The organism is Pseudomonas sp. YL2, assembly GCF_023063025.1.
GTDB lineage: Bacteria > Pseudomonadota > Gammaproteobacteria > Pseudomonadales > Pseudomonadaceae > Aquipseudomonas > Aquipseudomonas putida_A.
In genome coordinates this window covers 265,153-289,331 of sequence record NZ_JAJSLU010000004.1, presented here as the reverse complement: position 1 = coordinate 289,331, position 24,179 = coordinate 265,153, and the positions used below count along the sequence as shown (strand labels likewise).

18 protein-coding genes are annotated in these 24,179 nt (G+C 59.3%); 7 read left to right on the top strand and 11 right to left on the bottom strand.

Going from position 1 to position 24,179, the window contains the following annotated elements; translation table 11 throughout:
- Positions 1–177: 177 nt before the first annotated feature.
- From LVD08_RS08710 to LVD08_RS08700, 3 genes are all read left to right on the top strand, one after another.
- Positions 178–1,761 carry a peptide chain release factor 3 gene (locus LVD08_RS08710; RefSeq protein ID WP_247267925.1) on the top strand — a complete coding sequence of 528 codons (1,584 nt, stop codon included), beginning with the start codon at positions 178–180 and terminating at the stop codon, positions 1,759–1,761.
- 1,096 nt (positions 1,762–2,857) lie between these two features.
- A complete protein-coding gene (locus LVD08_RS08705; RefSeq protein WP_247267924.1) occupies positions 2,858–4,051 on the top strand; it encodes an MFS transporter in 1,194 nt (397 codons plus the stop codon).
- A gap of 156 nt (positions 4,052–4,207) precedes the next feature.
- Positions 4,208–4,471 carry a hypothetical protein gene (locus LVD08_RS08700; protein ID WP_027610809.1) on the top strand — a complete coding sequence of 88 codons (264 nt, stop codon included), beginning with the start codon at positions 4,208–4,210 and terminating at the stop codon, positions 4,469–4,471.
- A 200-nt stretch (positions 4,472–4,671) separates the two neighbouring features.
- On the opposite strand, the gene LVD08_RS08695 is transcribed toward LVD08_RS08700, so the two are convergent.
- From LVD08_RS08695 to LVD08_RS08655, 9 genes are all read right to left on the bottom strand, one after another.
- A complete protein-coding gene (locus LVD08_RS08695) occupies positions 4,672–5,652 on the bottom strand; it encodes a peptide ABC transporter ATP-binding protein (protein ID WP_027610810.1) in 981 nt (326 codons plus the stop codon).
- Complete coding sequence (locus LVD08_RS08690; protein WP_097090377.1) at positions 5,652–6,620, bottom strand: ABC transporter ATP-binding protein; 969 nt, start codon at positions 6,618–6,620, stop codon at positions 5,652–5,654. The genes LVD08_RS08695 and LVD08_RS08690 overlap by 1 nt, the downstream gene beginning before the upstream one ends.
- A gap of 10 nt (positions 6,621–6,630) precedes the next feature.
- Positions 6,631–7,557, bottom strand: a complete 927-nt coding sequence (locus LVD08_RS08685) for an ABC transporter permease subunit (RefSeq protein WP_027610812.1) — start codon at positions 7,555–7,557, stop codon at positions 6,631–6,633.
- 10 nt (positions 7,558–7,567) lie between these two features.
- Positions 7,568–8,578: an ABC transporter permease subunit gene (locus LVD08_RS08680; protein WP_007953665.1), complete on the bottom strand. Its 1,011-nt coding sequence runs from the start codon at positions 8,576–8,578 to the stop codon at positions 7,568–7,570.
- 73 nt (positions 8,579–8,651) lie between these two features.
- The gene (locus LVD08_RS08675) at positions 8,652–10,247 is read right to left on the bottom strand and encodes an ABC transporter substrate-binding protein (RefSeq protein WP_097090378.1); all 1,596 of its coding nucleotides are present in this window, start codon (positions 10,245–10,247) and stop codon (positions 8,652–8,654) included.
- 78 nt (positions 10,248–10,325) lie between these two features.
- Positions 10,326–11,738 (bottom strand): OprD family porin, encoded by a 1,413-nt coding sequence (locus tag LVD08_RS08670; RefSeq protein ID WP_247267923.1) that lies wholly within the window; start codon positions 11,736–11,738, stop codon positions 10,326–10,328.
- A gap of 176 nt (positions 11,739–11,914) precedes the next feature.
- A complete protein-coding gene (locus tag LVD08_RS08665; RefSeq protein ID WP_027610815.1) occupies positions 11,915–13,513 on the bottom strand; it encodes an ABC transporter substrate-binding protein in 1,599 nt (532 codons plus the stop codon).
- Positions 13,514–13,815: 302 nt separating this feature from the next.
- A complete protein-coding gene (locus LVD08_RS08660) occupies positions 13,816–15,441 on the bottom strand; it encodes an ABC transporter substrate-binding protein (RefSeq protein ID WP_027610816.1) in 1,626 nt (541 codons plus the stop codon).
- 260 nt (positions 15,442–15,701) lie between these two features.
- Positions 15,702–17,303 (bottom strand): ABC transporter substrate-binding protein, encoded by a 1,602-nt coding sequence (locus LVD08_RS08655; RefSeq protein ID WP_247267922.1) that lies wholly within the window; start codon positions 17,301–17,303, stop codon positions 15,702–15,704.
- A 902-nt stretch (positions 17,304–18,205) separates the two neighbouring features.
- On the opposite strand from LVD08_RS08655, the gene LVD08_RS08650 reads away from it, so the two are divergent.
- The gene (locus LVD08_RS08650) at positions 18,206–18,568 is read left to right on the top strand and encodes a DUF6124 family protein (RefSeq protein ID WP_247267921.1); all 363 of its coding nucleotides are present in this window, start codon (positions 18,206–18,208) and stop codon (positions 18,566–18,568) included.
- A gap of 170 nt (positions 18,569–18,738) precedes the next feature.
- On the opposite strand, the gene LVD08_RS08645 is transcribed toward LVD08_RS08650, so the two are convergent.
- Positions 18,739–19,458, bottom strand: a complete 720-nt coding sequence (locus LVD08_RS08645; RefSeq protein ID WP_027610819.1) for an SIMPL domain-containing protein — start codon at positions 19,456–19,458, stop codon at positions 18,739–18,741.
- A gap of 412 nt (positions 19,459–19,870) precedes the next feature.
- Here LVD08_RS08645 and LVD08_RS08640 point away from each other — a divergent pair, with 412 nt between their 5' ends.
- Together LVD08_RS08640 and LVD08_RS08635 are read left to right on the top strand one after the other, a co-directional pair.
- Positions 19,871–21,133, top strand: a complete 1,263-nt coding sequence (locus LVD08_RS08640) for an ATP-binding protein (protein ID WP_027610820.1) — start codon at positions 19,871–19,873, stop codon at positions 21,131–21,133.
- Positions 21,126–21,686, top strand: coding sequence for a response regulator transcription factor (locus LVD08_RS08635; RefSeq protein WP_003221630.1), 561 nt, complete (start codon positions 21,126–21,128; stop codon positions 21,684–21,686). The genes LVD08_RS08640 and LVD08_RS08635 overlap by 8 nt, the downstream gene beginning before the upstream one ends.
- Before the next feature lie 70 nt (positions 21,687–21,756).
- On the opposite strand, the gene LVD08_RS08630 is transcribed toward LVD08_RS08635, so the two are convergent.
- Positions 21,757–22,083, bottom strand: coding sequence for a hypothetical protein (locus LVD08_RS08630; protein WP_247267920.1), 327 nt, complete (start codon positions 22,081–22,083; stop codon positions 21,757–21,759).
- A 270-nt stretch (positions 22,084–22,353) separates the two neighbouring features.
- On the opposite strand from LVD08_RS08630, the gene LVD08_RS08625 reads away from it, so the two are divergent.
- The gene (locus LVD08_RS08625; RefSeq protein ID WP_247267919.1) at positions 22,354–24,081 is read left to right on the top strand and encodes an ABC transporter ATP-binding protein/permease; all 1,728 of its coding nucleotides are present in this window, start codon (positions 22,354–22,356) and stop codon (positions 24,079–24,081) included.
- The last annotated feature ends 98 nt before the right edge of the window (positions 24,082–24,179 follow it).

Below are 24,179 nucleotides of genomic sequence, written 5' to 3'. Positions count from 1 at the left end.
TGCTGATTTTTCAGCCCCTGACGAAATGTCGTAACAGGGGATGGACGTCTCCGTGCTTTAAAAGGTTCCCATCTGGGGCAGCATTTGGCCACCCTTAATGTGCTCAACGGTTCGGTTATTGCATCGAGTTGGGCTATAATCGCGGCCCTTTTTTGAATCACCGCCAGGCGATTTCCCATGACCAACCAGGCCGCCGAAGTCGCGAAACGCCGCACTTTCGCCATTATTTCCCACCCCGATGCCGGTAAAACCACGATCACCGAAAAGCTCCTGTTGATGGGCAAGGCGATTGCAGTGGCCGGTACGGTGAAATCCCGTAAATCCGACCGCCATGCGACATCCGACTGGATGGAGATGGAGAAGCAGCGGGGTATTTCCATTACCACGTCGGTCATGCAGTTCCCGTATCGCGAACACATGATCAACCTGCTCGACACCCCGGGCCACGAAGACTTCTCCGAAGACACCTACCGCACCCTGACGGCGGTCGACTCGGCGCTGATGGTGCTCGACGGCGGTAAAGGCGTTGAGCCACGGACCATCGCCCTGATGGATGTCTGCCGTCTGCGTGACACGCCGATCGTCAGCTTCATCAACAAACTCGACCGTGACATCCGCGACCCGATCGAACTGCTCGACGAAATCGAAGCCGTTCTGAAGATCAAGGCAGCGCCGATCACCTGGCCGATCGGTTGCTACCGCGACTTCAAGGGCGTGTACCACCTGGCCGACGACTACATCATTGTCTACACCGCCGGTCACGGTCACGAACGCACCGAAACCAAGATCATCGAGAAGCTCGACTCCGACGAGGCGCGCGCGCACTTGGGCGACGAGTACGATCGCTTCCTCGAACAGCTGGAACTGGTGCAGGGCGCCTGCCACGAGTTCAACCAGCAGGAGTTCCTCGACGGTCAACTGACTCCGGTGTTCTTCGGTACGGCATTGGGCAACTTCGGTGTCGATCACGTGCTCGATGCAGTGGTTGACTGGGCCCCGCGTCCGCTGGCCCGTGTCGCCAACGAACGTACCGTGGAGCCGGTGGAAGAGAAGTTCTCGGGCTTCATCTTCAAGATCCAGGCGAACATGGACCCGAAACACCGCGACCGCATCGCCTTCATGCGTATCTGCTCCGGCAAGTACGAGAAAGGCATGAAGATGCGCCACGTGCGTACCGGCAAGGACGTGCGCATCGGCGACGCCCTGACGTTCTTCTCCTCCGAGCGTGAACAGCTGGAAGAGGCGTACGCCGGCGACATCATCGGTCTGCATAACCACGGCACGATCCAGATCGGCGACACCTTCAGCGAAGGTGAAGTCCTCGGTTTCACCGGTATCCCGCACTTCGCCCCGGAGCTGTTCCGTCGTGTGCGTCTGCGTGATCCGCTGAAGTCCAAGCAGTTGCGTCAGGGTCTGCAGCAGTTGGCCGAAGAAGGCGCGACCCAGGTGTTCTTCCCGGAGCGCAGCAACGACATCATTCTTGGCGCCGTGGGTGTGCTGCAGTTTGATGTGGTCGCTAGCCGTCTGAGGGAGGAATACAAGGTTGAGTGCTCTTACGAGCCGATCACTGTGTATTCCGCGCGCTGGATTGAATGCAGCGACAAGAAGAAGCTTGAGGAGTTTTCCAACAAGGCTGTGGAGAACCTGGCACTGGATGGCGGTGGGCACCTGACCTATCTCGCGCCGACGCGGGTTAACCTGGCGTTGATGGAAGAGCGGTGGCCGGATGTGAAATTCCGTGCGACGCGTGAGCATCACTAAGCGCTGAGCTGGTTTGTTCGAAAGCCCCTGAGGTGTAGGCCTTGGGGGCTTTTTTTTGGGGCTTTGGTCTTGGCGGCCTTTGGGCCGACCAGGTTCTTGGTTTTTTTGTGTACATATCCGTTTTTTGGTAACGGCTACTTAGGGTTTCGCCCTTACGGCGAGTCACCTTTTCCAAACGCCGAAAAGGTAACCCAAAAGGCTTGCTCCTGCGTTCGGCCCGCTCGCTGGGGCTCGGGGTCCCTTCGCTGCGGGATTGATCCGGGCGCAGCGCCTACGGTTTGCTTCGCTGCACCTCCTCTCGCTGTGTTTGGCTGCGCCAAACGGTCGCTGCGCTCCCACCCCCGGATCAATCCCTCCACTCAGCCTTCCGACGTCGCCCGAGGATCAAGATCAAAAGCTTTCGGCGAGCTGACACTCGGCCATTTGAGTGGTGAAAAGCATGCGCCTGGCTTTAGCTTTTTCTGTGGGAGCTGGCTTGCCAGCGATGGCGGCCTGATAGCCGACCAATTTCTACCTGAATACACCGGGTTCAACCTGTGGGAGCGGGCTTGCTCGCGAAGGCGGCCTGATAGCCGACCAATTTCTACCTGAATACACCGGGTTCAACCTGTGGGAGCTGGCTTGCCAGCGATGGCGGCCTGATAGCCGACCAAGCTCTACCTGAATGCACCGGGTCCAAACTGTGGGAGCGGGCTTGCTCGCGAAGGCGGCCTGACAGCCGACCAATTTCTACCTGAATACACCGGTTTCAAACTGTGGGAGCGAGCTTGCTCGCGAAGGCGGCCTGACAGCCGACCAATTTCTACCTGAATACACCGGGTTCAACCTGTCGGAGCGGGCTTGCTCGCGAAGGCGGCCTGACAGCCGACCAGTCTCCAGCTGACCGCACCCATTCCCACTGTAGGAGCCAGCCCGCTGGCGATGACGATCTGACAGCCGACCAGTTTCTCTAATCCAATTGAGCGACTGAAGGAAGCTCCTGCAGGGACTGTAGGGCGAATCCGTATTTTGAGATATCGATGTTCTTGATCGCGACAACCGGCGCGCTGGACGTTAGTGTTCCAGGTCATGCCAGTCGCTTTGAGAGGTCAATGGAATGACGCGCAACCTCATCCATCTGCTGCGCCCCAATGGCTATTTCAGTCTGATGGCCTGGGTGCTTGCGGCGTTGCTGTTCATCAATCGTCTGAGCAGCATGGTCAAGTTGTTCATGGCGCTGTATCTGCGCCAGGAGTTGGGGCTGGCGATTGAAACCGTCGGCTGGTTGCTGTCGGCCTATGGTGCCGGGTTGTTGGTCGGTTCGATGCTCGGTGGGCTGCTCAGTGATCATGTGCGTACGGCGCGGCTGACGGCGACGTTGTTCTTTGTTTCGGTGTGGGTGTTGATCCTGCTGGGGCTGGTCACGCAAGTGCCGTTGCTTGCGGCATTGCTGTTGCTCAGCGGGACGATCGATGGGGCCATTCGCACCCTGCACCAACGCCTGATCATGGAGTACTGCGAAGTCGCTCAACGCTCGCGCGCGCAGGCCTTGAGCCGGGTGGCGCGTAACCTTGGCATGGCCGCCGCGGGTGTGGCGGGCGGGGTGTTGGCGCAGACGGATTTCCGTTGGGTGTTTTTCGGCAGCGCGGCGATGACGCTGTTGGCCTTGCTGTGGTTTGTTCGCACTACGTGGCGTCGGCCGGTACTGATCAATGACGCCCCCTCTACAAACGGCGCCGGTGGATCCGTTGCGCCGTTTTACGATAAAGCGTTCCTGTGGTTGCTCGCGGCGACGGCCGTGCTTGGCATTGCATTCGACACGGTCTACAGCACGCTGGGCAATTATCTGCGTGATTACTACCACTTGAGTACCGAGGCGATCGGCTGGCAGTTCGGGCTCAATGCGTTGCTGGTGATCGCCTTGCAGATTCCCTTGTCACACTGCGGCGAGCGTTGGGGCACGCGGCGGCAAATGCTCGCGGGGAGTTTGTTGCTGGCCGGCGGATTGGGCATGTTGCCGTTCGGATCCGGGCCGGCGTTCGTCTGCCTGTCGACGGTGATCTGGACCTTGGGCGAGGCGTTGTTCATGCCGCCGCTGAATGTGCTGGCGATGCAATTTGCCCAGCGCGGCAAAAGCGGCCAGTACTTTGGTCTGTTCTTTATGAGCTGGAGCGCCAGTGCGCTGTTGTCGCCGGTGCTCAGCGGTCAGTTGTACGGCAATTTCGGTGGCCATAGCGTCTGGCTGGGTAGCGCCGTACTGGTGTTGATGTCGATTCCCTTGACGTGGCAAGCGACCCGTCCGCTTAGCTGATTCCGCGATAGGTGTTATTCGAAACCTGTCTGTCTGTGGAGGGCATTTCTGTCTGCTCGTTAGCGTCCTATCTGGTGAACCCGACGGATCGGAACTAGATTTCACACAGCGCCAGTCAGGCACCCATGTCTCACCTGAAAGTGGATGGAGTCAGCTATGAAAAGCAGGTTGCTACGGTTTTTATTGCTATTGAAAGTGATGGTCATGCTGTCCCTCGGCACCGCGACGGCCTGGGCGGAGTGCGAGGATCACGATTCCCAGGCCTTTAACGGCCAGGTCGGACACAGCGGCCTGATGCTCGCCAAGTCCGAATCAGAGCCAGGTGATCAGGGGCAGGGTGGCAGCGCCGATGACGACGACTCGACTACTGATGAACCGGACTCTGATGATCCGGACGACGAAGGCGACAGCCAGACGTAAATCGCAAATAAAAGAAAACCCCTTCTTCCCCGACTGATGCGCAATCGGGGGAGAAGGGGTTTGGTTAACGCTTTAGCGACAACTCAAGTTCCCTGTGGGAGGTGGCTTGCTCCCGAAAGCGGTGTGTCAGTCACCATTATCAGTGACTGTCACACCGCATTCGCGAGCAAGCCCGCTCCCACACTTTCGTCCGCCGTTAATCAGGCGGCGCCGTCGAGGAATTGCTCGGCGTAGTGGCAGGCCACCTGGCGATTATCCAATTCACGCAACAACGGCTCTTCAGTGCTGCAACGCTCGGTCGCGTACGGGCAGCGCTTGTGGAACGCGCAGCCCGGTGGCGGGTTCAGCGGGTTGGGCAATTCGCCGACGATCTTGATTTTCGGCTTGTTCGGGTCCGGGTGAATGGTCGGGGTCGCCGACAGCAACGCCTGGGTGTATGGGTGCAGGGGACGTTCGTAGATAGCGTCTTTCGGGCCCATTTCCACCGGGCGACCGAGGTACATCACCATCACGTCATCGGCCACATGTTGCACCACCGCCAGGTTGTGCGAAATGAACACGTACGCCGTGTTGAACTCTTGCTGCAGATCCATGAACAGGTTCAGCACCTGGGCCTGAATCGACACGTCCAGTGCCGAGGTAGGCTCATCCGCCACCAGCACTTTCGGTTGCAGCATCATCGCCCGGGCGAGAGCGATCCGCTGGCGCTGACCGCCGGAGAACATGTGCGGATAGCGCTGGTAGTGCTCGGGACGCAAGCCGACCTGCTTCATCATCGCCTGGACTTTTTCGCGGCGTTCAGCGGCGGACAGGTTGGTGTTGATCAGCAGCGGCTCGCCGAGTTGGTCACCGACTTTCTGCCGAGGATTCAATGACGCGTACGGGCTCTGGAACACCATCTGCACGTCTTTGCGCAGTTGCTTGCGCTGAGCCTTGTCGGCACCGGCGACTTCCTGGCCGGCGATTTTCAACGAACCGGACGACGGCTCTTCAATCAGGGTCAGGGCACGGGCGAGGGTGGATTTGCCGCAGCCCGATTCGCCGACCACGGCGAGGGTCTTGCCGGCTTCCAGTTCGAACGACACGCCGTTGAGCGCGCGTACGGTGGCGTGCCCCTTGAACAGGCCACGGGACACTTCGTAGTGACGGGTCAGGTCGCGGGCGGTAAGTACGACGGCCATTACGCCACCTCCTGGTTCAGCGGGAAGAAGCAGCGCGCGAGGCTGTTGCTTTTCGGATCAAGGGTCGGACGTTGCGCGCGGCAGGTGTCCTGCACGTACGGGCAGCGCGGCGACAGCAGGCAACCCTGCGGACGGTCATAACGGCCCGGGACGATGCCCGGCAGTGTCGCCAGACGCTCGGCGCCCTGGCTGTGTTCCGGAATCGCCTTGAGCAACGCTTCGCTGTACGGGTGTGCCGGGATGTCGAACAGTTGCGGCACCTGACCGACTTCGACAGCCTGGCCGGCGTACATCACGCACACGCGCTGGGCGGTTTCGGCCACGACCGCGAGGTCGTGAGTGATCAGCACCAGGCCCATGTTCTGTTCTTTCTGCAACGCCAGCAGCAGATCCATGATCTGTGCCTGAATGGTTACGTCGAGTGCCGTGGTCGGTTCGTCGGCGATCAGCAGTTTCGGTTCGCCGGCAATCGCCATGGCAATCGCGACACGCTGGCTCATACCGCCAGACAGTTGGTGCGGGTAGGCGTCCATACGGCTGGCGGCGCCCGGGATCTCCACTTTTTCCAGCAGTTCGATGGCGCGTTTGCGCGCTTGCTTGCCGGACATTTTCAGGTGCAGACGCAGCACTTCTTCGATCTGGAAACCGACGGTGTAGCTCGGATTCAGCGCGGTCATCGGGTCCTGGAACACCATCGACAGGTCTTTGCCGACGATTTGCCGACGTTGACGATTGCTCAGCTTGAGCATGTCTTTGCCGTCAAAGCTGAGCGAGTCGGCGGTGACGATGCCGGGATGCTCGATCAGGCCCATCAGCGCCATCATGGTTACGGATTTACCCGAACCCGATTCGCCAACGATCGCCAGGACTTCGCCTTTGTCGACTTTCAGGTCGAGGCCATCGACAACGGGTGTCGCGGTTTTGTCGCCGAAGCGAACGTTGAGATTCTTGATTTCTAACAGTGACATGGGAATCTCCTCAGGCGGCGTTCTTGAGTTTCGGGTCCAGCGCATCGCGCAGACCGTCGCCCATCAAGTTGATTGCCAGCACGCTGAGCAAAATGGTCAAACCAGGCAGACTCACGACCCACCAGGCGCGTTCGATGTAGTCGCGGGCCGAGGCCAGCATGGTGCCCCACTCAGGGGTTGGCGGTTGTACGCCAAGGCCGAGGAAGCCCAGGGCGGCGGCATCGAGAATCGCCGAGGAGAAGCTCAGGGTGGCCTGCACGATCAGCGGCGCCATGCAGTTGGGCAGCACGGTGATGAACATCAGACGTGGCAGACCGGCACCGGCCAGGCGTGCGGCGGTTACGTAGTCGCGGTTCAGTTCGCCCATCACCGCAGCACGGGTCAGACGCACGTAGGACGGCAGCGATACCACAGCAATGGCGATCACGGTGTTGATCAGGCCAGGGCCGAGGATGGCGACGATCGCCACAGCCAGCAGCAGGGACGGCAGGGCCAGCATGATGTCCATCAGACGCATGATGGTCGGGCCGATCATTTTCGGGAAGAAACCGGCGAACAGACCCAGCAGGATCCCCGGGATCAGCGACATCACCACCGACGACAGACCGATCAGCAGCGACAGGCGCGAACCCTGGATCAGACGTGACAGCAGGTCGCGACCCAGTTCATCGGTGCCGAGCAGGAATTGCATCTGCCCGCCTTCGAGCCACGCCGGTGGCGTCAGCAGGAAGTCACGGTATTGCTCGCTTGGGTTATGCGGCGCGACCCACGGCGCGAAGATCGCGCAGAAGATGATCAGCAGCATGAACAGCAGGCCGGCAACCGCGCCCTTGTTCTTGGAGAAGGCTTGCCAGAATTCTTTGTACGGTGACGGGTACAGCAGGCTTTGATCCGCGCTTGGGGCGGAAGTGGCTACTGAGGATGTTGGAGTGCTCATGGTATGGACCTCAGCGCTGATGACGGATGCGTGGGTTGGCAAAGCCGTAGAGGATGTCCACTACGAAGTTGACCAGAATCACCAGGCAGGCGATTAACAGGATGCCGTTTTGCACAACCGGGTAGTCCCGGGCGCCGATGGCTTCGATCAGCCATTTACCGATGCCGGGCCAGGAGAAAATGGTTTCGGTCAGGACTGCACCGGCCAGCAGGGTGCCGACTTGCAGGCCGACCACGGTCAGGACCGGAATCAGCGCGTTGCGCAGACCGTGCACGAACACCACGCGCGACGGCGACAGGCCTTTGGCCTTGGCGGTGCGGATGTAGTCTTCGCGCAGCACTTCAAGCATCGACGAACGGGTCATCCGCGCGATCACCGCCAGCGGAATGGTGCCGAGCACGATGGCCGGCAGGATCAGGTGGTGCAGGGCATCGAGGAATGCGCCCATGTCATCGGCCAGCAGCGTGTCGATCAGCATGAAACCGGTGCGCGGCTCAATGTCGTAAAGCAGGTCGATCCGTCCGGACACCGGGGTCCAGCCCAGGCTCACCGAGAAGAACATGATCAGGATCAGGCCCCACCAGAAGATCGGCATCGAATACCCCGCCAGGGAGATGCCCATCACCCCATGGTCGAACAGGGATCCTCGCTTGAGCGCCGCAATCACCCCGGCCAGAAGACCGAGGATGCCGGCAAACAGCAGGGCGGCCATGGACAGTTCCAGGGTCGCCGGGAAGAGGGAGGTGAACTCGGTCCATACGCTCTCACGCGTACGCAGGGATTCGCCGAGATCGCCGTGGGCCAGTTTGCCGATGTAGTCCAGGTACTGGGCATACAGCGGTTTGTTCAGACCTAGGCGTTCCATTGCCTGAGCGTGCATTTCGGGGTCGACCCGACGTTCGCCCATCATCACTTCCACGGGGTCGCCCGGAATCATGCGAATCAACGCGAAAGTCAGCAAGGTGATGCCGAAAAACGTGGGGATCAACAACCCCAGTCGGCGGGCAATAAAACTAAACATCTTGTGTGGTACCTCATCAGCCGGTTAGGCGTGCCCGGCGACCCTGGGGTCAGGGAGGCCGGGAGTTTCTTATCTACTTCACCTGGGTAGTGGCGAAGTTATTGGTTGTGAGAGGGCTGATGTGATAACCCTCTACGTTGTTGCGCATTGCGGTAAACATCCGGGTGTGGGCCATGCTGATCCACGGTTGGTCCTGATTAAACAGCACCTGGGCCTGTTCGTAGAGTTTGGCGCGTTCGGCCGGATCTACTTTAGCCCGTGCTTCGTCGAGCAGGGTCTGGAATTTCTCGTTGCACCAGCGCGCGTAGTTTTCGCCGTTCTTGGCTGCTTCGCAACTGAGCATAGGCGTCAGGAAGTTATCCGGGTCGCCGTTGTCGCCCGCCCATCCGGCCGACACCATGTCGTGCTCGCCGGCCTTGGCGCGCTTGAGCATTTCGCCCCATTCCATGACGCGGATGTCGATCTTGATTCCGACTTTCGCCAGGTCAGCCTGCATCATCTGCGCGCCGAGCATCGGATTCGGGTTGGTCGGGCCGCCGCCGTTACGGGTAAACAGGGTAAACACGGTGCCTTCCGGAACCCCGGCTTCCTTGAGCAGGGCACGCGCCTTGTCCAGGTCGCGTGGCGGGTTCTTCAGGTCGTGGTTGTAACCCAGCAGCGTCGGCGGGTACGGGTTGACCGCCACGCTGGCGTTGCCTTTGCCGAACAGCGCGTTGACGTAGGCTTCCTTGTCGAAGGCGATGTCGATGGCCTTACGCACGCGCACGTCGCTCATGTATTTGTGCTGGGTGTTCATGGCGATGTACGAGACGGTCATCGCGTCCATCTCGTCGACTTTCAGGTTGCTGTCTTTCTTGATGCTCGGGATGTCATCCGGTTTCGGATACAGCGCAATCTGGCACTCGTTGGCCTTGAGCTTCTGCAGACGCACGTTGTTGTCGGTGGCAATCGCCAGGATCAGCGCGTCAGCCGGGGCCTTGCCACGGAAGTAGTCCGGGTTGGCCTTGAAGCGCACCTGCGCATCCTTGGCATAACGCTGGAAGATGAACGGGCCGGTGCCGACTGGTTTGTTGTTGAGGTCGCCGGTCTTGCCGGACTTGAGCAACTGGTCGGCGTATTCGGCCGGGTAGATCGAGGAGAAGGCCATGGCGATGTCGGCCAGGAACGGCGCTTCGCGGCGGGTCAGGGTGAACTTGACCGTGTTGTCGTCGACTTTCTCTACGCTTTTGAGCAGTTCCTTGAAGCCCATGCTTTCAAAGTACGGGAAGCCCACGCTCGACAGTTTGTGCCACGGGTGATTCGGGTCCAGCTGACGCTGGAAGCTCCAGACCACGTCGTCGGCGTTCATGTCGCGGGTCGGCTTGAAGTATTCGGTGGTGTGAAACTTGACGCCTTTGCGCAGGTGGAACGTGTACGTCAGGCCGTCTTCACTGATGTCCCAGGATTCGGCCAGTGCCGGAATCACTTCGGTGGTGCCGGGCTTGAAGTCGGCCAGGCGGTTGAAGATGGTTTCGGCCACCGCATCGGCAGTGACTGCAGTTGTGTACTGGACCATATCGAAGCCTTCCGGACTGGCTTCGGTGCAGACCACCAAGGGTTTGGCCGAGACGCCGATGGCGGCGCTCAACAACGCGGCAGCGACGGCCGCACGTAGGGGAAGCATTTTCATCGATAACCCTCTGCAATCGGTTGAAGACAAAAAACCGAACGGCCGACTCGTCATGAGTCAGCCGTCGGTTGGCGGTTTTTACAGGATGTTGAACGGGATGGTGGTCACGAGACGGAACTCGTTGATGCTGCCATCGGACTGGTTTTCGCTGGCGCGGTGAGCGGTGTAGGTGCCACGGATGGTGGTCGCCTTGAGTGGGCCGCTCTGTACCGCGTAGGTTGCACCAATGCCGTATTCGTAGTGGTGCTCGCCGTCCATGTTGCGTACGTCATACGCAGTGCCAGTGTAATGAGTGCCGTCGATGCCCCAGCCGCGAGCCTGATAGATGTTGAACTTCAGACCTGGCACGCCGTATTCGGCCATGTTCAGACCGTAGGCAACCTGGAAGGATTTCTCGTTCGGGCCGTTGAAGTCCGACAGCAGGGAGTTGGCCAGGTAGATGCCGTTGGTTTCGTGCAGGTAGTCGAAGTACTCGTCACCGTTGATGGCCTGGTACGAGAAGGTCAGGCTGTGGGCCTGGTGAGTCAGGCCGAACGACAGCGAGTAGGTGTCGTTGTCGATTTCGCCCATCTCTTTTTTGCCGGTATCGACGGTCTTGTAGTAGTTCAGGCCGGTGGTCAGGCTGACGACATTGCTGTCACCCAGTTCGTGGGTGGCGCCGAAGTAGTACTGGTTCCAGAAGTCTTCAACCTTGGAGGCGTACAGGCTGGTCTTCAGGCTTTTCAGCGGCTGATAGTTCAGGCCGACGATGCTGACGCGATCGGTTTCGGCGTTGTTGTTGGTGTACTCGGAGCGGAACTTGGACAGGCTCTCTTCGGTACGCGGCGATACGCGGTCGAAGCTGCCGGCGTCAAACGACAGGTTGTTCAGTTCTTCGCTGTGCAGGCTCACACCTTCAAAGCTCGAAGGCAGCGCACGGTTGCCGATGGTGTCGACGATCGGGGTGCTGAAGTTCTGGCGACCGGCGGTCAGGGTTGTGTTCGACACGCGGAACTTGACGTTGGCCAGGCCCAGTTTGCTCCACTGGCCTTCAGCGTCGCCGCCTTCTTTGGTCAGCGTACGGTTGTTGCCCGCGCCTGGACGAGAACCCGGTGCACCACCGTTGTTGGAGGCCAGATCCTTGCGATTACGCTCCAGTGCTACAGCGTTGTAAGCGGCAATTTCAGTGCTGACACCGACGGTGCCCTCAGTGAAGCCGGAGCTGAAGTTGACGATGGTGCCCTGTACCCAGTTGATACGACGATCGGTCGGGGTGGCGACGCCATCTTTGCGGTAGGTGAACTTGCCGCCGCGCTTGAGTTGCTCGTTGGCGTACCAGTTGCGGGTCGTGCCGCTGATTGTCGAACCTTCGAGGAAACCTTTGGCGTCAGCCTGGGCGCTCTTCTCGTTGACGGTCACCGGGGTGAACGCCTGGCTCTGCTCTTCCGCATACGCGGTGGCGGTGACGCTGCTTATGGCCAGGGCCAGGATCGCGGTGCTGCTCAGTTTCATGGGTGAAGCTCCTTTACTTTCTTTTTATGCCGGCTTTTTAGGTTGGCCGGTTATTGGTTTAGAACTCATTTCACACATCGCAAACGTTTGCAAAAGGCCGGATTGGCGAATTTCGGCAAGGCGCTTGCGTGAGGGGGGTAGACGGTCCCCCTCAGCGTTGCGGCTAATCGGTTGGGTTAATCGATACTGACGCCCGAGAATACATTGCGACCGAAGGGGCTGACCTTGAAGCCTTCAACCCTGGCGCTTAACGGCTGGTTGACCGTCGAGTGGGCGACAGGCGTGATCGGCACTTGCTGCTTGAGCAACTGCTGCGCCTGTTTGTAGAGCGTGGTGCGCTGGTCGCGATCGGTGACGACCTTGGCCTCTTTGATCAGCTTGTCGTACGCCGGATCGCACCACATGGAATAGTTGTTGCCGCCAATGGCGTCGCAGCTGTACAGGGTGCCCAGCCAGTTGTCCGGGTCCCCGTTGTCGCCGGTCCAGCCGATCAGGCTGATATCGTGCTCGCCATTCTTGGTGCGCTTGATGTACTCGCCCCATTCGTAGCTGACGATCTTCACTTTCAGACCGATTTTCGCCCAGTCTGCCTGGAGCATTTCGGCCATCAGTTTGGCGTTCGGGTTGTATGGACGCTGTACCGGCATCGCCCACAGGGTGATCTCGGTGCCTTCTTTCACGCCGGCAGCCTTGAGCAGCTCGCGGGCTTTTTCCGGGTTGTAGGCGGCGTCTTTGATGCTGTCGTCGTAGGACCACTGGGTCGGTGGCATGGCGTTGACCGCCAGTTGCCCGGCGCCTTGATAAACAGCGTTGAGAATCCCCTGTTTATTCACCGCCATGTCCAGCGCCTGACGTACTTCGAGCTGGTCGAAGGGCTTGTGGCGCACGTTGTAGGCGATGTAGCCGAGGTTGAAGCCCGGCTTGGAAATCAGCTGCAGTTTCGGGTCGACCTTCAGTGCTTCGACATCGGCAGGGCGTGGATGCAGGGTGATCTGGCATTCGCCGGCCTTGAGCTTCTGCACGCGTACCGAAGCGTCGGTGTTGATCGCGAAGATCAGGTTCTTCAGCTTGACCCGGCTCGGGTCCCAGTAGTGCTCGTTACCGGTGTAACGGATATTCGAGTCTTTCTGATAGCTCTTGAACACGAACGGCCCGGTGCCGACCGGCTTCTGGTTGATGTCGCTCGGCTTGCCTTCGGCCAGCAGCTTGTCGGCGTATTCGGCGGACAGGATGGCAGCGAAGCTCATGGCGATGTTCTGGATGAACGCGGCGTCGACGCTGTTGAGCGTGAACTCCACGGTCAGCGGCCCGGTCTTTTCGACCTTGGCAATGTTCTTGTTCAGGCTCATCCCGTTGAAATACGGGAATTCGGTCGGATAAGCCTTACGGAATGGCTGTTGCGGATCGAGCATGCGGTTAAACGTGAACAGCACGTCGTCGGCGTTGAAATCGCGCGTCGGTTTGAAGTACGGCGTTGTATGAAATTTCACACCTTCACGCAGGTGAAAGGTGTACTTGAGACCATCCTCGGAAATATCCCACTTGGTTGCCAGTCCCGGTACGACGTTGGTCGCGCCTTTTTCAAACTCGACCAGGCGGTTGTACAGCGGCTCGGCGGCATCGTTATCGGTGGCCGTCGTGTATTGCGCGGTATCAAAACCCGCCGGGCTGCCTTCGGAGCAGAACACCAGGCTGTTGCTGGCGGCGTAACTGGCGGACGTGGCGGCCAACAGGCCGGCGCCCAGCAGTGCGGAAAAAACCAAGGTATGGCGCATGACGCTCCCTCTTTTTTGTAGTGTTGTTCAATGCACCGCGGTCCCGTCCAGGGACGTTGAGGTGGCATCGAGCTCAATCCAGCACGTACGGCAAGCCGGTGGCACACGCAGAAACTGGTCAGAACCCGACGGTAGGGGCCGTGGGTCTGGCAGTAAATGCGTAATTGCCTGAAAACTCGTAGGAAAAGTCGACACGTCCTATGCCACTGCAGTCATCCGCAGCGGAATTGGCTGTAGGCAAATTCCTGACTTCCCGGCAGCTAAAGCAAGGGCGACGTCATGAACGTCGCCCTTGCAATGGCTTAATTGCTGACGCTGACGCCATAGAAGGAATTCAAGCCGAATGGGCTGATCTTGAAGTCCTGCACGTTGGCGCGCATGGGTTGATACACCGTCGAGTGAGCGATAGGTGTCATTGGGACTGCATCTTTGAGGACGTGTTGCGCCTGTTTGTACAGTTCGGTGCGCTTGGCCTGGTCGGTCGTGCGCTTGGCTTCCTTGACGAGGCCGTCGAACTTCTTGTCGCACCACTTGGAGAAGTTGTTGCCGCTGAGCGAGTCGCAGCCGAACAGCACGTTCAGCCAGTTGTCCGGGTCACCATTGTCACCGCTCCAGCCAATGATCATGGCCTGGTTCTCGCCACCTTTGGAACGCTTGATGTACTCGCCCCACTCGTAGCTGGTGATCTTCACGTTCAGGCCGATCTTCTTCCAGTCGGACTGGAGCATTTCAGCCATCAGCTTGGCGTTCGGGTTGTACGGACGCTGCACCGGCATCGCCCACAGAACGATCTCGGTACCTTCCTTGACGCCAGCTTCCTTGAGCAGTTGCTTGGCTTTTTCAGGATCGTACTTGGCGTCCTTGATGGTGGTGTCGTAGGACCACTGGGTCGGTGGCATGGCGTTGACGGCCAGCTGGCCGGCGCCCTGGTAAACCGAATCGATGATCTGCGGCTTGTTCACCGCCATGTCCAGCGCCTGACGTACGCGCAGGTCAGCCAGCGGGTTAGCCTCGTTGCTGCCCTTGACCTTGTCCATCACGTTGTAGGCGATGTAGCCCAGGTTGAAACCGGCCTGGTCAGGCATCTTCAGGGTTTTGTCGGCCTTCAGCGCCGCGAGATCCGCCGGACGCGGGAACAGGGTGACCTGGCACTCGTTCTTTTTCAGTTTCTGGATACGTACCGACGGGTCGGTGGTGATGGCGAAGATCAGGTTGTCGATCTTCACGTCCTCAGGCTTCCAGTAATCCTTGTTGCCGGTGTAGCGGATGTTCGAGTCTTTCTGGTAGCTCTTGAACACGAACGGGCCAGTGCCGATCGGCTTCTGGTTGATGTCGGCAGCCTTGCCTTCCTTGAGCAGCTGGGCTGCGTACTCGGCGGACTGGATCGAGGCGAAGCTCATGGCCATGTTCTGGATGAACGCGGCGTCGACTTCTTTCAGCGTGAACTTAACGGTGTGGTCGTCGACTTTATCGATCTTGGTGATGTTGGTGTCCATCCCCATGTCGGTGAAGTACGGGAATTCGGTCGGGTACGCCTTACGGAACGGGTCATCCTTGTTAATCATGCGATTAAAGGTGAACAGCACGTCGTCGGCGTTGAACTCACGAGTCGGCTTGAAATACGGGGTGGTGTGGAACTTGACGCCTTCACGCAAGTGGAAGGTGTAAGTCAGGCCGTCCGGGGAAATGTCCCAGCTGGTGGCCAGGCCCGGGATAACGGCGGTGCCGCCACGCTCGAACTGGCTCAGGCGGTTGAACATGGTTTCGGCTGAGGCGTCGAAGTCGGTTCCGGTGGTGTACTGGCCTGGATCAAAACCGGCCGGGCTCCCTTCGGAGCAGAACACCAGGTTAGTCGCAGCGGATGCGAAAGGTGCGGAGGCTAACAAGCCTGCGCCGACTAAAAACGGAATGACCGCGTGTTTAAGCATGTTGGCCTCATGATTTGTTGTCATTTTTTAATATTGAGGTACGACCTCGTGAGTCGTGCCTGCGGATACTTATGCAGGGGCCATACCCAATGCAAGATCCAGAGTGTGAGCGAGCGTTAAACGGTGGCACGTACGTACCTTAATGTCGCATCTGTATAACTTTTGACGCATTTGACCGTTTGCGGGTGCATTTTACGGTGCAAACGAAGCCCCAAAACGGTGCGCCGGTCACGTTGTGCGCGCCGCATTGGGGCTCGGTGTTACTTATTTATACCCACGCCGTAGAAGGGCGTAAGGCCAAACGGACTGATCTTGAAGTCGGTCACTTCCTTGCGCAGCGGCTGGAACACCGTGGAGTTGGCGATCGGGGTGATCGGCACCTGCTGTTTAAGGATCAGTTGCGCCTGTTGATACAGTTTTACCCGTTGCGCCTTGTCGGTGGTCACCTTGGCCTGCTGCACCAGTTTGTCGTAGGCCGGGTCGCACCACTTGGCGTAGTTGCTGCCCTTGACCGCGGCGCAGCTGTAGAGCACGCCGAGCCAGTTGTCCGGGTCGCCGTTGTCACCTGTCCAACCATAGATCATCGCGTCGTGTTCGCCATTTTTCGCACGCTTGATGTACTCGCCCCATTCGTAGCTGACGATGTTGGCCTTGATGCCGATTTTCTCCCAATCCTGCTGGATCATCTGCGCCGACATGCGTGCATTCGGGTTTGAGGCGCGCTGCACCGTCATCGCCCACAGGTTGATGGTGGTACCCGGCGCAACCCCGGCTTCCTTGAGTAGCGCCTTGGCCTTCACCGGGTCGTATGGCGCGTCCTTGATGTTCGGGTCATACGACCATTGCGCCGGCGGCAAGGCGTTCTGCGCCAGTTGGCCGGCACTCTGGTAAACCGCTTTGATGATTGCCGGTTTGTCGATGGCCATGTCCAGTGCCTGACGGACCTTGAGCTGGTCCAATGGCGGGTGAGTGGTGTTGTAGGCAAGGAAGCCGAGGTTGAAACCGGGCTGCTTGAGCACGCGCAGGTTCGGGTCTTGTTGCATCACTTCGATGTCGGCCGGGCGCGGGTAGCCGCTGACCTGGCATTCGCCGGCCTTGAGTTTCTGCAGGCGTACGGCGGCGTCGGGGGTGATCGAGAAGATCAGGTTGTCGATCTTCACGTCTTCAGGTTTCCAGTAGGCCGGGTTGGCGGCGTAGCGGATCTGCGAATCTTTCTGGTAGCGCTTGAATACGAACGGGCCGGTGCCCACCGGTTTCTGGTTGAGGTCGGCGGCTTTGCCTTCCTTTAGCAGTTGCGCGGCGTATTCGGCCGATTGCACCGAGGCGAAGCTCATGGCGAGGTTTTGCACGAACGCGGCGTCGACGTTGTTCAGGCTGAAGCGCACGGTCTGATCGTCGATTTTTTCTACCGATTTGATCGTGGTGTTCAGGCCCATGTCGGTGAAGTACGGGGACTCGGCGGGGTAGGCCTTGCGAAAGGCGTTGTCGGGGTCGAGCAGGCGCTGGAAGGTGAACAGTACGTCGTCGGCGTTGAAGTCGCGGGTCGGGGTGAAATATTCCGTTGTGTGGAATTTCACGCCTTGCCGTAGGTGGAAGGTGTACTGGAGGCCGTCCGGGCTTACGTCCCAGTTGATTGCCAGGCCGGGTTCGACTTCGGTGCCGCCGCGCTGGAAATGGGTGAGGCGGTTGAAGACGGTTTCGGCTGAGGCGTCGAAGTCGGTGCCGCTGGTGTATTGGCTGGGGTCGAAGCCTGCCGGGCTGGCTTCGGAGCAGTAGACCAGGGTGGTGGCTGCGTTTGCGATCGGGGCTATGGCTGTTAGTGCGAGGGTGATTAGTAGTGGTTTTAGGGTGAATCTTTCCATGGAGTCCCCGGGATTTGGAGGTGGTTGTTTTTTCAGGTTAGCGGGGATTTGGGTGTGTTCGGAAATATCGTTTTTCTTATTGGGGTGTCTATCTCGGTATATCTGGGGCTTTTGGGTGCATATCCGTTGCTGCGGTAACGGCGGCTTGGGGTTCCGCCCTTACGGCGGGTCACTTTTTCCAGACGCCGAAAAAGTAACCAAAAAGGCTTGCTCCTGCGTTCGGCCCGCTCGCTGGGGCTCGGGGTGCCTTCGCTGCGGGATCGATCCGGGCGCAGCGCCTACGGTTTGCTTCGCTGCACCTCCTCTCGCTGTGTTTGGCTGCGCCAAACGGTCGCTGCGCTCCCACCCCCGGATCAATCCCTCCACTCAGCCTTCCGACGTCGCCCGTGGATCAAGATCAAAAGCGGTACTCGAGCTAACGCTCATCGTGTTGAGTGGTGAAAAGCGGGTGCGGCGACTGGCTAAGTGATGGCGGCCTGACAGCCGACCAATCTCTAACTGCCTGCACGCCATCCACTGTGGGAGCGGGCTTGCTCGCGAAGAGGCCCGTCCAGTCACCTGATAAAATTGGCTTGTTTAAAGTCGTTTCAAATAACCAGAACCTTCCCACAAGGTTTTCAGGTTGTCCCTCGGACGCCAGCTCTCTAGCCTTGAACTGTCGCTGAAAACTCAGCGATCGGGTGTGAGAGCCTGGAAAAATTAGTGATTCAGTCCATGTGTCCGCATAATTGCCGGCGGCTTATCTGTTGCCTGCAAATGCTTCATGGCGGCTGTGTGCGGGCAGACTTCGGTCTGGCCGGTTTCCTATTTTTCCGGTTTCTCACCTCGCACATAGCTGCCACCCACTTCGCCGCGTGAGAAACGGCAAGTGCTGGCATTCATTTGCAAAATAGGGTTATCCAATGACTAAGCCAGTCCCAGATCCACCGCTCGAACCCACAACCCCACTCACCGAAGCCCTCCACGCCGAAGACCTCGCAAAAAACCGCGAAGCGATCAAACGCGCCCTCGATTTCTACCTCAGCCCCGAAGCTACAAAACCGCGCCCCCCGAGTTCGATGTTCCTCGTCCATCCGGGCATCGACACGGAAAGTCTGCTGGCCCACGCCTGCGAGTCCCTGGCCTCGGCCAACACCATGGCCAGTGATTTCGCCGATCAGCTCAGTCGCCCGCAGCGCAATACGGCGCTGGCGATTCAGCAGATCATCATGCTGGCTGAACTGGCGGTGAATCGGGCGCTGGATCGGGTGGATCCGCAGACCTGAGACCGCGTTATCGTTCATCGCGAGCAGGCTCACTCCTACAGGGGAACGCATTCCAAATTGTAGGAGTGAGCCTGCTCGCGATGGCGGCGGAACATTCACCACAAAATCCAGGCACAAAAAAACCGGCGATCATTCACTGATCGCCGGTTTGTCATTCAGCCCACATCAATTCACTGCATCAGCACTTCGATCGAGCCATCGGCGGTCAGGCTGACCTGGCTGGTGCCGGCTTCTACTTCCGGCGTGACCGGTGCCGAATCCGCCATGCCGGCGGCTTTCATCATCATCGGGGCGCGCATGTACGGTTGTGGATAACCGTTGCTGTTGAGGTTCAGGTTGACGATTTTGTACCCCTTGCCGCCCAGTGCGTCAGTGGCCAATTGCGCGCGGGCCTTGAAGGCGCTGACGGCTTCTTTCAGCAACTTGTCCTCGCTGGCCTTGCGGGTCGGCTCGGCGATGGCGAAGTCCATGCCGCCCATTTTCAGGTCGGTCAGCAGTTCGCCGGTGAGTTTGGACAGGGCGGCGAAGTCGGCGCTTTCCAGGCGCAGTTCGGCGCGTTCACGCCAGCCGGTGATCTTCTGGCCTTTGGTGTCGTAGATCGGGTAGCTGTTGCGGCTGCCCTGGCGCAGGGTGATGTCTTTGACTTGCTTGGCCTGTGCGAGTGCCTTGTTCATGGTGGTGCTGACGTCCGCGGCGAGTTTGGCCGGGTCGGTGTTTTGCGCTTCGGTGTAGAGCGTCACGATCATCAGGTCGCGGGCCACTTCCTGGCTGACTTCGGCGCGCAGGGAAATCTGGTTGTAGTGCAGCTCATCGGCGGCCAGCGCCGGAAGGCTGGCGATGCTGCCGACGGTCAGGGCGAGAAGGGCGGCGCTGCGGCGAAAGGTGTGCATGAAGGCTCCTTGAATAATGCGCAGGTGTTGGTTCGTCCCTGCGTGAAACCATCAGACTCTAGCTTCTGCGATCCGGTTCGCCCAGTTACAACTTCTATACAGATGGCCGGGATCACCGCAGATCCTGAATCGAGTGCGCTCTTGTGGCGAGGGAGCTTGCTCCCGCTGGACTGCGAAGCAGTCCCAAACCCGGCAACCGTGATCTGCCAGAAATATCGGAGATACCGGATTTACGACTGCTTCGCAGCCGAGCGGGAGCAAGCTCCCTCGCCACAGTCGATCTCAGACAGCCATGTGAGGTAGCCCATTTTACCGGCAACGCCATGTGGTCATTTGCCGCACTTTCGCCTCTCAAAGGCGCGGCTTGGTTATACTCCGTGCGATCCGCCTGGAGCGCTCATCAGGAGAGCTCATGCTCGCCCCCGTACAACTGACTTCCGCCACTCGCCAGAACCTCTGGCGGCTGACTTTCATTCGCACCCTGGTGCTCGCCGCGCAGGCCGGTTCCGTCGGCCTGGCCTACTGGCTGCAACTGCTGCCGTTGCCGTGGGTGCAACTGGCGATGACCCTCGGCTGCTCGATTCTGCTGTGCGTGTTCACCGCCGTACGCCTGCGCACTTCATGGCCGGTGACTGAACTCGAATATGCCCTGCAACTGGCCTGTGATCTGGTGATCCACAGTGCGTTGCTGTATTTCTCCGGCGGTTCGACCAACCCGTTCGTTTCCTACTATCTGGTGCCGCTGACCATCGCGGCGGTGACGCTGCCGTGGCGTTATTCGGTGATTCTGTCGGGTATCGCGCTGGCGCTGTACACCGTGATGCTCACGCGTTTCTATCCGTTGGAAACCCTGCCGGTGGCTCGCGAGAACCTGCAGATCTACGGCATGTGGCTGAGCTTCGCGCTGGCCGCTGCGGTGATCACGTTTTTCGCCGCGCGCATGGCGGAAGAGCTGCGTCGTCAGGAAGAGTTGCGGGCGATTCGTCGCGAAGAAGGCCTGCGCGATCAGCAATTGCTCGCCGTCGCCACTCAGGCGGCCGGCGCCGCGCATGAACTCGGCACGCCGCTGGCGACCATGAGTGTGTTGCTCAAGGAAATGCAGCAGGATCATCCCGACGCGATGCTGCAGGACGACCTCAAGGTGCTGCAGGACCAGGTCAAACTCTGCAAAGAAACCCTGCAGCAACTGGTGCGTGCCGCCGAAGCCAACCGCCGTATGGCCGTGGAAATGCAGGACGTCACCCAATGGCTCGACGAAGCGCTGAACCGCTGGCACCTGATGCGTCCGGAAGCCAGTTATCGCTTCCAGCGTCTCGGCCAGGGCACCGTGCCGCGCATGGCACCGCCGCCTGATCTGACCCAGGCGCTGCTCAACCTGCTGAACAATGCCGCCGACGCCTGCCCGGAAAATCTTCAGGTGACGCTGGACTGGGACGCGGAAACCGTGACCATAAGCATTCGTGACCACGGCGCCGGTGTGCCGCTGGCCATCGCCGAGCAGATCGGCAAACCGTTTTTTACCACCAAGGGCAAAGGTTTCGGCCTGGGCCTGTTTTTGAGCAAGGCCAGCGTGACACGCGCCGGCGGCTCAGTGAAACTCTATAGTCATGAGGAAGGCGGCACGCTCACCGAGCTGCGCCTGCCCCACGGCGCCCGAGGAGACCAACATGAGTGACGAAATCCAAGTCGAAGGCGAAGAACTGCCGCATTTGCTGCTGGTCGACGACGACGCAACGTTCACCCGAGTAATGGCCCGTGCCATGGCTCGTCGTGGCTTTCGCGTCAGCACCGCAGGTTCCGCCGAAGAAGGCCTGACCATCGCCCAGGCCGACCTGCCGGACTACGCCGCGCTGGACTTGAAAATGGACGGCGACTCCGGCCTGGTGCTGCTGCCCAAGCTGCTGGAGCTGGACCCGGAAATGCGCGTGGTGATCCTCACCGGTTATTCGAGCATTGCCACCGCGGTCGAAGCGATCAAGCGCGGCGCCTGCAACTACCTGTGCAAACCGGCCGACGCCGATGACGTACTGGCCGCGCTGCTCTCCGAGCACGCCGACCTCGACAGTCTGGTGCCGGAAAACCCGATGTCGGTTGACCGCCTGCAATGGGAGCACATCCAGCGTGTGCTGACCGAGCATGAAGGCAACATTTCCGCCACTGCCCGCGCCCTGGGCATGCACCGCCGCACCCTGCAGCGCAAACTGCAGAAGCGCCCGGTTCGTCGTTGAAAGGTTTTCTGGGCAAATGAGCTGGATTGAATGAAACAGGCGCTACCCTGCATTCGGGTAGCGCCTGGGTTCAAGCTACGACCGTGAAGAACATTTTTGGCGATGAGTATTTTTTTCCACCCAGAGTCGCTTCGCATTGCGCGTAGAGATCCAGCCCCAACCAGCTTTTCACGGTAGCTTTTGATACCGGGAGAATGAGCTCGTTGTTTTTACCGCCTTTCTGTTCGGATTTCTTTTCGGAGGCATATCCGATCCAGGCAAGATGGATATCAACCTTGGGGTTATCGGAACTGAATTTGACTGTAATCCCCGAATCACTCACCTCACTGATAGACAGTTTGCCATTCTTGATCGAATCGCTGGTTGGAGCATTAAGCGGGTTTTCTACTTTGTTCATGACCAATTCCTTTCGTTGTCAGAGGGGTAACCTGCTCTCCTGATTCACAGCGAATTCCTTGCAGGAGGCCAGCCCAGTTGATCAGCCTGAATAGCCCCCCTCTACTGTCAACTCTGACAGTCCCGATGAACGGTACGTGCGCTCGCTGCGATACTGAAACCCCTGCAAATCTGAACAATCCCTGAATGAGCCAGTCCCACTCTGGCGATGAAACGAACCGATCAACTATGATCGGTGCGTGTCTGTTCTTTTCTTTATCGAGCCTTTTCCATGAATCAGAACGCTGAATATTCCGCGGTCAACGATGCTGTGCGCGGGCAGTTTTTTCGCAAAGTGTGGGCGATCATCACGCCCTACTGGCGCAGTGAAGAGAAGGGCAAGGCCTGGACATTGCTGATTGCAGTGACCGCGCTCTCGTTGCTGAGCGTGGGGATCTCGGTGTGGTTCAACACCTGGTACAAGGATTTCTACAACGCGCTGCAAAAGAAGGATGAGGCGGCGTTCTGGCGCTTGATTCTATATTTTTGCGGTATTGCGGCCGTTGCGATTGTCGGTGCGGTGTATCGGCTGTATCTGACCCAGATGCTGACGATTCGCTGGCGGGCCTGGCTCACCGAAAAGCATTTTTCCCGTTGGCTCGCCGACAAGAATTACTACCAGCTGGAGCAGGGCGGTTACACCGATAACCCGGATCAGCGGATTTCCGAAGACCTTAACAACTTCACTTCCAACACCCTTGAGTTGGGGATCGGCCTGCTGCGCAATATCGTCAGTCTGGTGTCGTTCTCGATCATTTTGTGGGGCGTGTCAGGCAGCATCGAAGTCTATGGCATCACCATTCCCGGCTACATGTTCTGGTGCGTGCTGGTCTACGCCGTGGTGGGTAGCTGGCTGACGCATTTGATCGGTCGTCGCCTGATCGGCCTGAATAACCAACAACAACGCTTCGAAGCCGACCTGCGTTTTTCCATGGTGCGGATTCGCGAGAATGCCGAAAGCATCGCGTTGTATAACGGCGAACCGAATGAGAACCGTCGCTTGAGCAACCGTTTCGGCATGGTCTGGCATAACTTCTGGGACATCATGAAAGTGTCCAAGCGCCTGACATTTTTCACTGCCGGTTACAGCCAGGCTGCGATCATTTTCCCGTTTATCGTTGCGTCGCCGCGTTACCTCGCCGGCAAGATCGAACTGGGTGAGCTGATGCAGATCAGCTCGGCATTCGGCAACGTCCAGGAGAGTTTCAGCTGGTTTATCAGTGCGTATCAGAGCCTCGCGTCCTGGCGTGCCACCTGTGATCGTCTGCTGAGTTTCCGTCAGGCCATGACCGATAACGAACAGCGTACGCCGGCCATCGATGTGCAGAATCAGGGCAGCGAACTCAAAGTGCACAATCTCGGTCTGGACTTGGCTGATGGTCGTCACCTGCTGACCAATGCCGACATGACGGTGGAGCCGGGCGAGCGGGTGATGCTCAGCGGCCGATCCGGCAGCGGCAAGTCGACGTTGCTGCGGGCGATGGGACACCTGTGGCCGGCGGGGCACGGCAACATCCGGCTGCCAGCGGCGCGCTACCTGTTCCTGCCGCAGAAACCGTATCTGCCGATCGGCACCTTGCGCGAGGCCTTGAGTTATCCACAACCGGGCGATACCTACGCGACGGAACGTTACGCGCAGGTGCTGGAGACTTGCCGTCTGCCGCATCTGGTTGCGCGTCTGGACGAAGCCAATCACTGGCAGCGCATGCTGTCGCCGGGTGAGCAGCAACGCCTGGCTTTCGCCCGCGCCATGCTTTACGCACCGCAATGGCTGTACATGGACGAAGCGACCTCGGCGATGGATGAAGAGGATGAGGCAACGTTGTATCAGGCGCTGATCGATCAGTTGCCGGGCCTGAGCATCGTCAGCGTCGGCCACCGCAGCAGCCTGAAACGCTTCCACCCTAGACATGTACGGATCGACAGCGGGCATCTGGTGGAGCAGGCCGTGACCGCTTGATCACCACAACCCCCGTGGGAGCGGGGCTGGCCCCCGAGGCCGGCACTCCCACGCCCAATACCGTGCCTCTCCCACCCCCCCCCCCCGGCCACCCCCCC

What these genes read in the sequence shown, in the direction of transcription:
- LVD08_RS08685 (WP_027610812.1), bottom strand. Translation starts at nt 7,557, where the DNA reads ATGAGCACTCCAACATCCTCAGTAGCCACTTCCGCCCCAAGCGCGGAT.
- LVD08_RS08705 (WP_247267924.1), top strand. Translation starts at nt 2,858, where the DNA reads ATGACGCGCAACCTCATCCATCTGCTGCGCCCCAATGGCTATTTCAGT.
- LVD08_RS08635 (WP_003221630.1), top strand. Translation starts at nt 21,126, where the DNA reads ATGAGTGACGAAATCCAAGTCGAAGGCGAAGAACTGCCGCATTTGCTG.
- LVD08_RS08640 (WP_027610820.1), top strand. Translation starts at nt 19,871, where the DNA reads ATGCTCGCCCCCGTACAACTGACTTCCGCCACTCGCCAGAACCTCTGG.
- LVD08_RS08675 (WP_097090378.1), bottom strand. Translation starts at nt 10,247, where the DNA reads ATGAAAATGCTTCCCCTACGTGCGGCCGTCGCTGCCGCGTTGTTGAGC.
- LVD08_RS08670 (WP_247267923.1), bottom strand. Translation starts at nt 11,738, where the DNA reads ATGAAACTGAGCAGCACCGCGATCCTGGCCCTGGCCATAAGCAGCGTC.
- LVD08_RS08655 (WP_247267922.1), bottom strand. Translation starts at nt 17,303, where the DNA reads ATGGAAAGATTCACCCTAAAACCACTACTAATCACCCTCGCACTAACA.
- LVD08_RS08650 (WP_247267921.1), top strand. Translation starts at nt 18,206, where the DNA reads ATGACTAAGCCAGTCCCAGATCCACCGCTCGAACCCACAACCCCACTC.
- LVD08_RS08695 (WP_027610810.1), bottom strand. Translation starts at nt 5,652, where the DNA reads ATGGCCGTCGTACTTACCGCCCGCGACCTGACCCGTCACTACGAAGTG.
- LVD08_RS08700 (WP_027610809.1), top strand. Translation starts at nt 4,208, where the DNA reads ATGAAAAGCAGGTTGCTACGGTTTTTATTGCTATTGAAAGTGATGGTC.
- LVD08_RS08710 (WP_247267925.1), top strand. Translation starts at nt 178, where the DNA reads ATGACCAACCAGGCCGCCGAAGTCGCGAAACGCCGCACTTTCGCCATT.
- LVD08_RS08680 (WP_007953665.1), bottom strand. Translation starts at nt 8,578, where the DNA reads ATGTTTAGTTTTATTGCCCGCCGACTGGGGTTGTTGATCCCCACGTTT.
- LVD08_RS08690 (WP_097090377.1), bottom strand. Translation starts at nt 6,620, where the DNA reads ATGTCACTGTTAGAAATCAAGAATCTCAACGTTCGCTTCGGCGACAAA.
- LVD08_RS08625 (WP_247267919.1), top strand. Translation starts at nt 22,354, where the DNA reads ATGAATCAGAACGCTGAATATTCCGCGGTCAACGATGCTGTGCGCGGG.
- LVD08_RS08645 (WP_027610819.1), bottom strand. Translation starts at nt 19,458, where the DNA reads ATGCACACCTTTCGCCGCAGCGCCGCCCTTCTCGCCCTGACCGTCGGC.
- LVD08_RS08630 (WP_247267920.1), bottom strand. Translation starts at nt 22,083, where the DNA reads ATGAACAAAGTAGAAAACCCGCTTAATGCTCCAACCAGCGATTCGATC.
- LVD08_RS08665 (WP_027610815.1), bottom strand. Translation starts at nt 13,513, where the DNA reads ATGCGCCATACCTTGGTTTTTTCCGCACTGCTGGGCGCCGGCCTGTTG.
- LVD08_RS08660 (WP_027610816.1), bottom strand. Translation starts at nt 15,441, where the DNA reads ATGCTTAAACACGCGGTCATTCCGTTTTTAGTCGGCGCAGGCTTGTTA.